We start from the raw sequence: 14,595 nt of genomic DNA on the forward strand, positions 1-14,595 counted from the left end.
ATAGGAGAAAACAATGATTGAACGTTATTCCCGTCCTGAAATGGCAGCCATTTGGAGTGAAGAAAATAAATACCGTGCTTGGCTAGAAGTTGAAATCTTAGCCGATGAAGCTTGGGCTGAATTGGGTGAAATTCCTAAAGAAGATGTGACAAAAATTCGTGAAAAAGCCGACTTTGATATCAACCGCATTCTTGAAATTGAGCAAGAAACAAGACATGATGTTGTGGCTTTCACGCGCGCTGTTTCTGAGACTCTTGGTGAAGAGCGCAAATGGGTTCACTACGGTTTAACCTCAACGGATGTCGTTGATACAGCTTATGGTTATCTCTACAAGCAAGCTAACGATATTATTCGTCGCGACTTAGAAACTTTTACTAATATCGTCGCTGATAAGGCGCGTGAGCATAAGATGACCATCATGATGGGACGTACACATGGTGTTCATGCAGAGCCAACAACCTTCGGTTTAAAATTAGCCACTTGGTATAGCGAGATGAAACGTCATCAAGAGCGTTTTGAACGTGCGGCAAAAGGTGTTGAAGCCGGTAAAATCTCAGGAGCGGTCGGCAACTTCGCCAATATTCCACCACTTGTAGAAGAATATGTCTGTGGCAAACTAGGCATTCGTCCACAAGAAATTTCAACACAGGTCTTACCACGTGACTTGCATGCAGAGTATTTTGCGACCTTAGCGGGGATTGCAACATCCATTGAACGTATGGCAACAGAAATCCGTGGATTGCAAAAATCTGAGCAACGTGAAGTGGAAGAGTTCTTTGCAAAAGGACAAAAAGGAAGCTCAGCCATGCCCCACAAACGTAATCCTATCGGATCTGAAAACATGACAGGACTAGCGCGCGTGATTCGTGGTCACATGTTAACAGCCTATGAAAATGTGCCACTCTGGCATGAACGTGATATTTCTCACTCGTCAGCAGAGCGTATTATCACACCCGACACCACCATTTTAATCAACTATATGCTAAACCGTTTTGGCAATATCGTTAAAAACTTGACCGTTTTCCCTGAAAATATGCTTCGCAACATGCAGTCTACCTTTGGCTTGATTTACAGCCAACGTGTCATGTTGACCTTGATTGAAAAAGGGATGACAAGAGAAGAGGCTTATGACTTGGTGCAACCAAAAACCGCTTATTCTTGGGATAATCAAGTGGCCTTTAAACCGCTTTTAGAAGCTGATAGCGAAGTCACCTCTCGTTTAACACAAGATGAGATTGATGAGTTATTTAATCCCGTTTATTACACTAAACGTGTGGATGATATTTTTAAACGCATTGGTTTAGAATAATCCTTTAAAGAGAGCAACACAACAGTTGCTTTTTTCGTTTAAATCAGTCAGGAAAGATACTATAAATAAATTTTTGGAGGTGCTATGTATAGGTTTGGGGAAAATGTTAAAAGACAGCGATTAAAGATGGGTAAGACCCAAGAAGACCTTTGTGCTGAAGCGGATAAATTATCTGTTCGGCAGTTATCAAGGATTGAGTCGGGGGAGTCCACTCCTACTCTTTATACGATTCAGTATATTGCCTCACAGTTACAGGTCTCTATTGATGACTTGGCTGAGACTAACTTTTTTGTTTTACCAGAACGTTATCAGACCTTAAAGTATCTATTATTACGCACCCAAACCTATTCTGAAACTAAACGTCTTTTAAATCGTGAAGCTTATTTAGATGAGATTTATATAGACTATTATGAGCAATTGCCAGAAGAAGAACAACTAGTGATTGATTGTCTCCAGTCAAAACTAGATGTTCATATGAGCGAGAACATTAACTTTGGCATTACCATTTTAAACGACTATTTTGAGCAATTACTATTAAAGAAACAGTACACGATTAATGATTTGATTTTAATTGAACTCTATTTTATCTGCATCTCGACAGATCGCTTTTCAAAACGCCTTTATCATGAGGAATCTTACCATCTGTTAATGGCTAATATTTTTTCACAAATCAATCATTTACCAGTTGAAAACTTATATGTCTTAAACAATGTCTTACTTAATAATTTTGGTGTTGCTTTAAAATTAGGACACCAAAACCATATCGAAGCTATTTTAGAGACAAGTTATGAGATTATGATGACCATTCAAGATTTCCAAAAAATGCCTATCTTAAAAATGTTGCAATGGAAATATTATTTAGACTATTATAACGATCATTCAAAAGCAGAAAAAGCTTATCAAGAAGCTCTCTCATTTTCTGATTTGATTAATGATAAACATCTCAAAGAAAAAATTAAAAAAGAATGGGCTAAAGATAATACCTGACATGTATGTCGTGTATTATTTTTTTATCTTCCGCTATACTAAAGTTACTTTTAAAAAAGTAAGGAGGATAGCACATGAAAAATGATAACAGTCTTGTTTTTTCTGAATATGATTGGTGGGGAATATAGGTATCAATCTTATTCAATTGATAAGCTCTTGGCAGACAATCTTGGGCTTTTTTGCTATAATATGGCTATGAATAGAATCTTAGATAATGAATTAATGGGTGATGAAGAAGTGGTTGAGCGCACCCTAAGACCGCAATATTTAAAAGAATATATTGGTCAAGATAAGGTTAAAAATCAACTGAGTATTTTTATTGATGCTGCCAAAGGACGCGATGAAGCACTAGATCATGTGTTACTGTTTGGGCCTCCAGGTCTAGGAAAAACAACCATGGCTTTTGTTATTGCTAATGAGCTGGGTGTTCATTTAAAGCAAACCAGTGGACCTGCTATCGAAAAATCGGGTGATTTGGTCGCTATTTTAAATGAGTTGGAACCTGGTGATGTTCTCTTTATCGATGAAATTCACCGGATGCCTATGGCGATTGAAGAGGTGCTTTATAGTGCTATGGAAGATTTTTACATCGATATCATGATTGGTAATGGTGAGGCTAGTCGCAGTGTTCATCTTGATTTACCACCTTTTACCTTGATTGGAGCCACCACTCGTGCTGGCATGCTCAGTAACCCCTTAAGAGCACGTTTTGGCATTACAGGTCACATGGAATACTATGAAACTGAGGATTTGACAGAAATTGTTGAACGAACGGCTACTATTTTTGATATGACCATCGTCCACGAAGCGGCGATTGAGCTTGCCAAACGTAGTCGCGGCACACCACGTATTGCTAATCGTCTTTTAAAGCGCGTGCGCGATTATGCCCAAATCAAAGGAGACGGGACCATCACTCAGCAAATGACAGATGAGGCTTTGGCCATGCTTGATGTCGACCGCGAGGGGCTTGATTATGTCGACCAAAAAATCCTTAAAACCATGATTGAGATGTATCAAGGAGGTCCTGTTGGACTAGGAACCTTGTCGGTTAATATTGCTGAAGAACGAGAAACGGTTGAAGATATGTATGAGCCTTACCTCATTCAAAAAGGTTTTTTAATGCGTACCAGATCAGGGCGCGTGGCAACTCAAAAAGCTTATGAGCATCTAGGTTATCCTTATCTCGAAAAATAGCTTTCAATAAGAACTCTCTATTTATGATAACGAGAGTTCTTTTAATCATTTTAAAAATAAGAAATGTCAAAAAAGAATCATTTGTTTTAACTAAGAGTATTCATTTTTTTGTTATAATATTGTTAAGGAGATGAAAATCATGAAAATTTGTTTTGTCTGTTATGGAAATATTTGTCGCAGTCCTATGGCTGAGTTTATTATGAAAGATTTGGTCAAGGACGATGATCGTTTTTATATTGAAAGTCGAGCAACTTCTCGTTGGGAAAAAGGGAAACCAATTCATACGGGGACACAAAAAATGTTAGAGCAACATGATATTGATTTCAATTACATGAAAGGCTCACAACCTATTCGTGTCGAAGATCTTCAAGAGTTTGATTATATTATTGGAATGGATGAGAGTAATGTCTCTGATTTGAAAAAATTAGCCAAAGGGAAACTAAAGAAAAAGATTTTTATGTTTGCCAAAAAAGGTATTCCTGATCCCTGGTATACGGGAGATTTTGAAGAAACTTATCGTCTTATCTCACAAGGATGTTTAGAATGGTTGGATTATTTTAATAATCTTTAAAAATCACACAGAAAGTCAGAAAAAAATGGATACAATAAAGAAATTGACATTTTCAAGGGGAAAAATAGAACTAATCACTGTTTTTATCATTCTTATCCTAGGAATGAGTGTCTTTTTGATTCCCTTAAAAACCAAGACAGCCCTTACTTATGATAAAGGGAAGATCCATTATACTGGCTATGTTGTTAACTATCGAATGAATGGCAAAGGAAAATTAACTTTTGAAAATGGTGATGTGTATGAAGGCAATTTTGTCAATGGTGTTTTTAATGGTAAAGGAGTCTTCACCTCAAACATAGGTTGGTCTTATGAGGGAGACTTTAAAGACGGCCAGGCAGATGGACAAGGCAAATTAATTGCAAAGGATAAAAAAGTCTACGAAGGGACTTTTAAACAAGGAATTTATCAAAAATGAGAATAAAATGGTTTTCTGTCATTCGTATCACCGGTCTACTCTTGGTGCTACTCTATCACTTTTTTAGAAATGCTTTTCCTGGTGGCTTTATTGGGGTTGATATCTTTTTCACCTTTTCAGGTTACTTAATTACAGCGCTTTTGATTGATGAGTTTAGTCAAAAACAATCGATTGACTTGTTGCGCTTTTTTAGACGACGTTTTTATCGGATTTTTCCACCACTTGTGTTACTGATTTTAATTGTTTTACCATTAACGTTGTTGGTCAAGCAAGATTTTGTCGCAGATATTGGACGTCAAGTTGCAGCTACTCTTGGTTTTACAACTAATATCTATGAACTCTTGATTGGTGGCAATTATGAAAGTCAGTTTATTCCACATCTATTTTTACACACGTGGAGTTTAGCGATTGAGGTACATTTTTACATTATCTGGGGCTTTTTGACTTGGTTATTGTCTAAAAGAATTAAAAAAAGTACAGATTTCAGACGTCTTATCTTTTTATTATCGACTGTTTTGTTTGTTGCAAGTTTTCTGAGCATGTTTGTTAGATCATTCTTTGTTGATCAGTTTTCAACGGTGTATTTCTCAACTCTATCTCATAGTTATGGTTTCTTTTTAGGAGCTATGTTTGCTACGATGACAGGTATTCAAGAAACAACGAAACAATTTAAAATCAATGTACGTTCTTGGCAATTGAGAGCAGTTTTAATTGTTTTTGGTTTGAGTCTTTCATTGATTCTATTATTGTCACGTCTTCTTGACTTTAATCACATTTTCACTTATTTATTTGGCTTTATTTTAACAGGCCTATTTACAGCAGTGATGATTTATGCCAGTCGTGTCTTACATGAAAAAACACCTGATATCAAGGAGCCAAAGGCGATTACTTTTTTGTCTGATATTAGCTACAGCATTTACCTTTTTCATTGGCCACTTTATATTATTTTCACTCAATTAATGAATAACTGGGCTGCTGTTATTTTGACAACACTATTGTCTGTTGCTTTTGCTTCATTATCATTTTATGTGATTGAACCTATCGTTTCGGGAAGAACACCAATTATTTTAGGTCTTCCTATTACCTTTAAAGACTATTCAAGATGGTTCATTGGAAGCTTTGGTACACTTGTTGTTATCAGTTTGTTTGTGATTGTTAGATCGCCTAAAGTTGGTGCTTTTGAAACGGATCTTTTGGTTAATTCACTAAAACAAGCTGATACCAATATGGATAGAACGCACATGTTAGCAGCAGGCGATGCGTCTGCTATTAGTGACATCATGATTATTGGAGACTCTGTTAGCTTACGTGCTAGTGATATGATTAGCCAGCAACTACCTGAAGCACAGTTAGATGCTGCCATTAGCCGTAATTTTCCGCTAGCTTTTGAGATTTATAAAAATCATATTGATAATAAGACCCTGTCAAAAACAGTTGTTTTGGCAGTTGGTGTGAATTCACCCTATAACTATCAAGCTGAAATCATGCAGTTTGTGGATAATTTACCAGAGGGTCATCGCTTAGTTTTAGTGACACCATACAATGTCAAAGATGGTAGCATAGAGAATGTGCGAAATTATGAACTAGAATTAGCCAAACAATACGATTATATTGAAGTAGCGGATTGGTACCAAGCTTCAGTAGATAATCCAAATATCTGGGCTGGAACAGATGGCGTTCATTTTTCTATCTCTGACTCATCTGGTTCTGACCTTTATGCCCAAACAATAAAAGAAGCCATTGAAACAGTTGCTAGAAAACAAGCAAAATAAATAAATGAATTATAAATAGCGAGCACTTCCTTAGTCTTTTAAGATAAGGAAGTGTTTTTGGTTGTTAAAGAAAACCCAAATTGTCAAATTAAGCTAGACAGAAAAAAATTCTTTACCATTGTTAGAAATCTATAGTTCTTATGAATGTTATTATCAATTTGCTCAAGCATATATTATGGAGACAGAATTTTTGGTTTTTTTAGTAGGTATGAATTAAATAGCTAATATTATTTTATATTTTTGTAATGCCATTTTTATAGACTTCGGTGTAGTTATTATTGCTAAATAATATCATATCAGCCTAATCAATAACTCCCTCAAATATGGATTTTAAATAACATAGCTATTTTAATTAAGACAGAGTTAATTTTGTCTGGAATATCGCTGTTTTCAACTATAGACTATATGGGTTAAGGGAACTAACCTGTATCTATCCTTTTAAAAAAATAGCTCTTATTTCTCTCTAACAATTTAAATACATAAAAAACTTGACACGTTCCAAAAAAGCGGTTACAATATTACTGTAATAAATTTTTGGAGGATACTATGAATCAATTACAAGAGTATCGAGAGAAAAATGGGATAATAATTGCTGCTCATAGAGGGACTAATGGAGGAAATATTCTTCAAAATACTTCAAAAGCTTATTATAATGCCATTCGACACAAGGCTGATATGTTCGAAGTTGATGTTGTTCGTTCTCAAGATGGTGGTTTTTTTGCATTTCATGATGGTCAGGAACCTTTAGTCTTTAATGATAATTTTGATATTAGAACATTAAATGCTAAAGAAATTGCTTCTAAGACATGTTTTAATTCTGTACATGAACCAATTAATCAGAAAATAGAAACCATTGAGCAGATTTTAGATAGATTTGAAGGACAAGCTTTTATTAATATTGATAGAAGTTGGTTCTATTGGGATACGTTCCTCGATAGACTTAAAGGATATAAATCATTGGAACAAATTTTACTAAAATCCCCAGTCGAACGACATCTCTTAGAAAAATTAAGAGATTCTGGTCTAGATGTTATGTATATGCCTATAGTAAAAACAATGGAAGAATTAGCTTTAGTTTTAAATTTTGAGGGTTTAAATATTGTTGCTATCGAATTGATTTTTGAAACTTTGGACACTGAGCTAGTATCTCCAAAAACAATTCAGTCATTGAAAAATAAAGGGCTTCTAATTTGGGGAAATGCTCTTACTTTAAGTGATACTATTGTTTTATCAGCTGGTTTAGATGATGATTCTGCTATAGAAAATGATGGACAATCTTGGGGGAGACTAGTCAACTTAGGATTTGACATTATTCAAACAGATTGGCCTTATCTACTATATAACTTTTTAACTGCAAATAATTTAAAAAATAATTAAGGAGGACATATAAATGTTCAAACAAATCAAAAAACTTTCCTTAGTAGCTTCAATGTTACTACTCGCAGCTTGTTCAAATTCAAGCAATGATGCTAAAACTGATGGTAATTCAGGAGAAATAGATAGATCACAAACGATTGTAATATATACCAATTCTGCCTCAAATGGTCGATCAGAGTATTTACAAGAAAAGGCAGAAGAAGCAGGTTATAAACTACAGATTGTTGATATTGCAGGTAGTGAAATTGCCGATAGACTTATCGCTGAAAAAAATAATGCGGTTGCTGATCTTGTTTTTGGTCCAAACACATTAGAATTTGAACGTATTAAGAAGGAAGAGCTACTTGTCAAATATTCACCTAAATGGACTGATAAGGTTGATAGTTCTTTAGGTGATAAAGATGGTTACTATCATTCACTAGTTGTTCAGCCATTAGTTTTAATTGGAAATAAAACAGTTGAAATGCCATCAGATTGGGTTGATCTTACAAAGAGTTCATATAAAGATAAATATGGTATTTTGAATTTAGGTTCAGGGACTTCAAAAATTATTTTTTCTAGCATTGTGAGTCGCTACCCAGATAAAGATGGTGAATTAGGCATCTCCGAAGAAGGATGGAAGGTAGCGAAAGATTATCTACAAAATGCACATATTTATGCTGATGGTGAGGATTTTATTTCAGCAATAATTGATGATGAAAATGATTTAAATTACAGTATGATTTGGGGATCTGGAGTTCTTCAAAATGAATCAGAAAGAAATTATAAATTTCAAGTTATGAGTCCAGAAGTGGGAGTTCCATATGTTACAGAACAAATTGGGATTTTGAATACAAGTGAAAAACAAGCTCTATTGAAAGAATTTGTTGACTGGTTTGGTTCAGCAGAAGTTCAAAAAGCATGGAGCGATGAATTTGGTTCTATACCAGCAAATCAAGATGCTCTAGCGGAAGTTAAACCAGATATAAAAGAATTCGTTGATAGTGTTAAACCTCAAAAGCTTGACTGGGAATTTATTGGAAATAATGTTGATAGTTGGATTGAGAAAGCTCAACTAGAATTTATTCAATAACATTTCAAATTTTCTAGGAGATAATATGATTAATTTTAACAATATTCAAATTAAGTACGGCGATTTTATTGCCATCGATAACTTAAATTTAAACATTAATGAAGGAGAATTTTTCACATTTCTTGGGCCTAGTGGATGCGGGAAATCTACGACATTAAGAACATTAGTCGGATTTATTGAACCGTCGGCCGGTAATATTTATGTTGAAGATAAAGATATCACAAAGATAGAGCCTGAGGGAAGGGGGATTGGAATTGTATTTCAAAGCTATGCACTTTTCCCAACAATGTCAGTATTTGAAAATATAGCATTTGGATTAAAAGTTAAAAAAGTCTCTCCTGAAATCATTAAAGCAAAGGTTAGTGAAATTTCAAAGAAGATTAATATTTCCGAAGAACAATTACATAGAAATATTTCTGAACTTTCCGGTGGACAGCAACAACGTGTCGCCCTGGCACGTGCACTAGTTTTAGAACCAAAAATTTTGTGTTTAGATGAGCCTTTATCAAATTTGGATGCTAAATTACGAGTTTCTTTGAGAAAAGAGCTTAAGCGTTTGCAAAAAGAACTTGGTATTACAACATTGTATGTCACACATGATCAAGAAGAAGCACTCACTCTGTCAGATCGCATTGCAGTGTTTAATAATGGTTTTATAGAGCAAGTTGGGACACCATATGAAATTTATAACCAATCTAAAACAGAGTTTGTGTGTGAATTTATTGGCTCTATAAATAAAATCAATGCTAAAACTTTACAAGAATTACAAGGTCAAGAGAAGATTTTCAAAGACACAGAAGGTTATATCCGTTTAGAGAGAATTAAACTAACAAATACTGATCAAAATGATTTAGAATTAATTGGTACAATTACTGATTTAGAATTTAATGGTATTCTAATCAAATACACTGTTAAACTTTTAAACGATGAAATAATACATATCATTGAAAAAAATGATGGACGTTCTCGTCATGTTGTTGGTGATAAAGTGAATTTATATTTCAATCCAAAGGATATCATGCAATTCAAAGGAGATTAGCTATGAAAAAAGAATTTAAATGGCGAGATTGGATTATTAGAATTGGTGTTTTCTGGCTAATTATTGCTTTTGTAATCTATCCTAATATAGGTTTACTTACTGATGTCTTTTTAAAAAATGGTACATTTACATTAGATGCTGTTAATAAAATTTTAAGATCAGAAAGAGCTTTAAGTAGTATATCTAATAGTTTTATTCTAGCTGTTTCAATGGTCTTAACAGTTAATATTGTAGGGACATTAGTGGTTCTTTTTACAGAGTACTGGGAAATAAAAGGATCAAAAATATTAAAACTTGGCTATATGACATCATTAGTTTATGGCGGAATCGTTTTGGCAACAGGATATAAATTTGTGTACGGTAGTAATGGTGTCGTTACTCAACTTTTAACAAATATATTTCCTAATTTGTCATCAAATTGGTTTCAAGGATACGGTGCTGTTTTGTTTATTATGACATTTGCTTGTACCTCTAATCATATTATGTTTTTGACCAGTGCTGTGAGAAGTGTTGATTATCATACTATTGAGGCTTCAAGAAATATGGGAGCTAATCCAATCACTGTATTTTTCCGAGTTGTCTTTCCTACGTTTAAACCAACACTTTTTGCATTAACTATTTTGACTTTTTTAACAGGATTATCAGCGGTTTCTGCACCACTGATTGTTGGGGGGAAAAATTTTCAGACAATTAATCCCTTGATAATTACATTTGCTAAAACGACATCTTCTAGAGATTTGGCCGCGTTATTAGCATTGATTTTAGGGTTGGCAACCATTTTACTACTAACATTGTTAAATAGGATTGAAAGTGGAGGCAATTATGTTTCTGTTTCAAAAACAAAAGCTGGACTTAAAAAACAAAAAATTAATTCTCCATTTTGGAATATTTTGGCTCATGTAATAGCTTATGTTTTGTTTAGCATTTATATGCTTCCTATTCTATTAATTATTGTCTATTCATTTACTGATGCTTTGACAATCAAAACAGGTAATTTAAAATTGAGCAGTTTCACCATTGAAAATTATGCTCAACTATTTTCGAATAGTCAAGCTTTCAAACCCTATTTAGTCAGTTTGGTCTATTCATTGTTAGCAGCTATAATTGTAACTATCATTGCTATTGTTATCTCAAGAATTGTTCATAAGAATAAGTTTAAAATAGATCAATTTTTTGAATATGGCGCTTTGATCCCTTGGATTCTTCCAAGTACATTAATTGCATTAGGATTAATGTTTACGTATAATGAACCTAGATTAATGATATTTAATATTGTACTAGTAGGCACATTGGTCATTATGTTAATTGCTTATATTATTCAAAAATTACCATTCTCTTATCGAATGATTCGTGCTGCATTTTTTAGTATTAATAATGATATGGAAGAAGCTGCTAGAAGTATGGGTGCATCAACTTTACGCACAATGACAAAGGTGGTTATTCCTTTAATAATGCCAGTAGTTTTGTCAGTAGTTGTATTGAATTTCAACTCATTACTTTCTGATTATGACTTATCAGTTTTCCTATATCATCCATTATTTCAACCTTTAGGTATTGTTATTAAACAATCTACCGACGAGACCGCGACTATAAATGCACAAGCAATGATGTTAGTATACTCAGTGGTATTAATGGTTATGTCAAGTGCTGCACTTTATATTGCTAACCGTTTTCAAACACAGAAAGGAAAACGATAATGTTAACTTCAGGAGGATTGAACATAGATGAAATTTTCCTAAGATGTATTATGTCAATTGTATTAGGAGGTATTGTAGGATACGAACGTGGAGTAAAAAATCAAGCGGCAGGGTTAAGAACTTATATTTTAGTTTGTCTTGGAGCTAGTATTGTAATGATGACTAATCAATTTATAGTTCATGAATACGGTACAGGAGATCCTAGCAGAATGGGGGCACAGGTGATTAGTGGACTTGGTTTCCTAGGAGCTGGAACTATTTTAATAACAAATAGAAACAAAATAAAGGGACTGACTACTGCCGCCGGATTATGGTCGTCAGCATGTATTGGATTAGCTATAGGAATAGGTTTTTATAAAGGGGCTATTGTTGCAGCAATTCTTCTAATAGCTATTATGACTATATTTACTCCTGTAAAAAAATATTTAAATTCAAAAACAAAAATTGCTGAGTATTATATAGTGTTCAGTTCTATGGAAGCTTACAATCGATTGTTAATTTATTTGAGCACATCTGGAATAAAAATAATAGATATGCAAAATGGTATTGGTAATTTAGATGAAGAAAGAAAACTAACAAGTATTAACTCTACAAAAATATCTTGTTATATGGAGTTGCAATTAAACGAAAAATTTGATCATCTAAAATTAATGGAAAACCTGTCAGAGATTGTAGGTGTTATTTATGTGGAAGAAATCAGATAAAGAGTTACAATCTCTTTATCTTTTTTTAGTGAATTAAATTTTGATTGATGCTCAGATTGTTTATGAAATATTAAGGAACCATCTGAAATATATTTCTCTTTACCTTGTTTATATGGTATTATTGAGATATTAAAAAATAAAAATCACAAAATCTATATATTATATAGTAGTTAACTATCGATTAGAAAAATGTTCATTGATTTTTATATTTAAGAGAATGTTAAATTTTTTTGAAAAATAATAATAAATTAAAAGATAAATAGAGGGTTTTAATCTAGTTTTTAGGAGTTGAATGATATTGGTTACGATAAATGATATTGCTAAAGAGGCAGGAGTTTCACATGGCACAGCCTCGAATGTTCTAAATAAAAGAGGGAATGTTAGAGCAGATAAAATTAAACTTGTTGAAGAAGCGGCTCAAAAATTAGGTTACCGCATCAATACTCAAGCTCAATTTTTAAGGAGAGGGTTATCTAATAAGTGTTATATTTTAGTGTTATCTACAATGAGAAATCAGTATACTGATTTTTTGGATGAGATTATGGTAGGTAGTTCAAGTTTTGATATTGAGATAGTGAACATAAGGAGTAAGTCAAATATATCTCACATTTTTAATGATTGTTTAGGACAACTACCGCATGCCATTTTTTGTCTAGGTTTCTCTATAAAAAAATTTAAGGTAAGTAGGCTTCACTCAGTTAAAGTATACGAAATTGACACTTATCCTGAGAAAAATGAATTGAGTTTTCAAATTTCATCTGTTTTAGAGAATTTTAGAGAATTTCTTTATAAGAATACTATAAATACGGTCATTTTTTTATCATTTGGTTTTGAGGGTGATTATAGTCTTTCAAGTTATATTAGTGAAAGTATTATCCAAAACTATTCATCTAAACACTATTATCTTAATGATTATGACTATGTATTGAAACTTTATCCTAGTCTAAAATTATTAACAAATCTTGATGTTATTTTTTTGACAGATAAATTTTTGCTTAATCGTTTAAAAGATATGTTTAAATGGTTCGGAAAAAAAGATTTACCGATATTTTATCTCGTTGGTTCTTCAGATTTTATTCAACAAGATAATGTTTATACTTTAAAAGTAGATTATCGCAAGTTAGCACAAAATTGTATTTTAAAGATAGAAAATAAGACTTTACATCATTTATTACCCTATGAGTCAATGTCTAGGAAGTTTAGTTTTTTAAAAGAAAACACTAACGCAATTAAAATTCTTACTCTAAAATCTCCAATTAGCCAAGCTTTATCAATATTATCAGATAGGTATAAATTTTTGACTGGGAGAGATATAGTTATCGTCGAGAGAGAATATGAAGAAATATTGGATTTATTATCTAATCCCGAATTATTAGTTGATATTGATATCGTCAGAGTTGACATGGCTTGGTTGCCAACTTACGCTGAATTAATTTTTAAAAATATTTCTAATGAGAGTAGAACAGAGACGATTAATGATAAAATTGACAAATCAGTTTCTAAAGAATATACACACGTTAATGGATGTCAATATACATTCCCACTAGATATCAGTAGTCAGATTTTGGTATATAGAAAAGATATTTTTGAGAATACATTGATACAGCGACAATATTTTGAAAAAAACAAAAAGTCATTAGAAATACCTCAAAGTTATAGTGAATTTGATAAAATTTCTGAGTTTTTTACTAAAAATAGCAATAATGAGTCACCAACTCTTTTTGGGCATAGTAGAGGATTAAAATCACCAATTGTTGCTGCTTGTGATTTTATTCCTCGCTATAGAGAAAGTCTTTTGAAAAATAATATGACTTTAAGCATTATAGAAACTGTTTTTTTAGATTATCAAAATAGTATTAACTACACAAAAAAAAGTAGTTCTGATTGGTGGGAAGACTTTGTAAATAGTCTAAAAACAGGGGAAACAGTTATGGAAATTCTGTTTTCTAATTATGCTAGTCCACTATTCAATGATGATTCCATTGATACAGAATTTACATTTGGTTATGCTCCAATACCAGGAAATCAACCTGTTATAGGAGGTGGAGCGATTGGAATTTTGAAGTCATCCAAAATGGTTAATGAAGCACTTGAATATATTGATTGGTTATTCAGCGAAGAAATTTCTGTTGCCTTAGCCCTTCTAGGAGGTTTTTTACCATCAAAATATGTTGTCAATAATACTAATTTAAATAAAAATTTTCCTTGGTTAGAACAATTTGACAAGACCTTCAGTGTTGGAAGCAGAATAAAATGGTTTGATTTTGAAACTGATTTACAATTTGAAAGGTTGTTAGGTGAAGAACTTATTAAGAAAATGAAAAACGCTCAATAAAATTTTAGTTTTGAATTGATATTTTAGTTCTGCATTTAGCAGAATTCCTTTTACCCAAAATATCTAAACTGGATTACCTTTCATTTCCTCATTTATGGTAAGATGATTATAGGTCATTTATGT

The 14,595-nt window shown here is 32.9% G+C and carries 12 protein-coding genes; all 12 read left to right on the forward strand.

Features of this window, described 5'->3' with window-relative positions; translation table 11 throughout:
• Positions 1 to 13 precede the first annotated feature (13 nt).
• The 12 genes from purB to JHK64_RS06910 all read left to right on the forward strand — a co-directional run bounded on the left by purB (position 14) and on the right by JHK64_RS06910 (position 14,472).
• A complete protein-coding gene (gene purB, locus JHK64_RS06855; RefSeq protein ID WP_199568253.1) occupies positions 14 to 1,309 on the forward strand; it encodes an adenylosuccinate lyase in 1,296 nt (431 codons plus the stop codon).
• Positions 1,310 to 1,393: 84 nt separating this feature from the next.
• Entirely contained in the window at positions 1,394 to 2,296 is a 903-nt protein-coding gene (locus tag JHK64_RS06860; RefSeq protein WP_199568254.1) for a helix-turn-helix domain-containing protein, read from the forward strand.
• Between the two features lie 195 nt (positions 2,297 to 2,491).
• Complete coding sequence (gene ruvB, locus JHK64_RS06865; RefSeq protein WP_199568287.1) at positions 2,492 to 3,490, forward strand: Holliday junction branch migration DNA helicase RuvB; 999 nt, start codon at positions 2,492 to 2,494, stop codon at positions 3,488 to 3,490.
• A 136-nt stretch (positions 3,491 to 3,626) separates the two neighbouring features.
• The gene (locus JHK64_RS06870) at positions 3,627 to 4,061 is read left to right on the forward strand and encodes a low molecular weight protein-tyrosine-phosphatase (protein ID WP_199568288.1); all 435 of its coding nucleotides are present in this window, start codon (positions 3,627 to 3,629) and stop codon (positions 4,059 to 4,061) included.
• A gap of 25 nt (positions 4,062 to 4,086) precedes the next feature.
• Positions 4,087 to 4,476: an MORN repeat-containing protein gene (locus JHK64_RS06875; protein ID WP_213086843.1), complete on the forward strand. Its 390-nt coding sequence runs from the start codon at positions 4,087 to 4,089 to the stop codon at positions 4,474 to 4,476.
• Complete coding sequence (locus tag JHK64_RS06880) at positions 4,473 to 6,248, forward strand: acyltransferase family protein (protein WP_199568255.1); 1,776 nt, start codon at positions 4,473 to 4,475, stop codon at positions 6,246 to 6,248. Before JHK64_RS06875 ends, JHK64_RS06880 begins: the two co-directional genes overlap by 4 nt.
• Before the next feature lie 546 nt (positions 6,249 to 6,794).
• Positions 6,795 to 7,625, forward strand: coding sequence for a glycerophosphodiester phosphodiesterase family protein (locus JHK64_RS06885; RefSeq protein ID WP_199568256.1), 831 nt, complete (start codon positions 6,795 to 6,797; stop codon positions 7,623 to 7,625).
• Between the two features lie 13 nt (positions 7,626 to 7,638).
• Positions 7,639 to 8,697, forward strand: coding sequence for an extracellular solute-binding protein (locus tag JHK64_RS06890; protein ID WP_199568257.1), 1,059 nt, complete (start codon positions 7,639 to 7,641; stop codon positions 8,695 to 8,697).
• A 25-nt stretch (positions 8,698 to 8,722) separates the two neighbouring features.
• Positions 8,723 to 9,736, forward strand: coding sequence for an ABC transporter ATP-binding protein (locus tag JHK64_RS06895; RefSeq protein ID WP_199568258.1), 1,014 nt, complete (start codon positions 8,723 to 8,725; stop codon positions 9,734 to 9,736).
• A gap of 2 nt (positions 9,737 to 9,738) precedes the next feature.
• Entirely contained in the window at positions 9,739 to 11,433 is a 1,695-nt protein-coding gene (locus tag JHK64_RS06900; protein ID WP_199568259.1) for an ABC transporter permease, read from the forward strand.
• Positions 11,433 to 12,137, forward strand: coding sequence for an MgtC/SapB family protein (locus JHK64_RS06905; protein ID WP_199568260.1), 705 nt, complete (start codon positions 11,433 to 11,435; stop codon positions 12,135 to 12,137). The genes JHK64_RS06900 and JHK64_RS06905 overlap by 1 nt, the downstream gene beginning before the upstream one ends.
• Positions 12,138 to 12,429: 292 nt before the next feature.
• Positions 12,430 to 14,472 carry an extracellular solute-binding protein gene (locus tag JHK64_RS06910; RefSeq protein WP_199568261.1) on the forward strand — a complete coding sequence of 681 codons (2,043 nt, stop codon included), beginning with the start codon at positions 12,430 to 12,432 and terminating at the stop codon, positions 14,470 to 14,472.
• Positions 14,473 to 14,595: the final 123 nt, after the last annotated feature.

This window comes from Streptococcus zalophi (assembly GCF_016481285.1).
In the GTDB taxonomy this organism is placed as follows: domain Bacteria; phylum Bacillota; class Bacilli; order Lactobacillales; family Streptococcaceae; genus Streptococcus; species Streptococcus zalophi.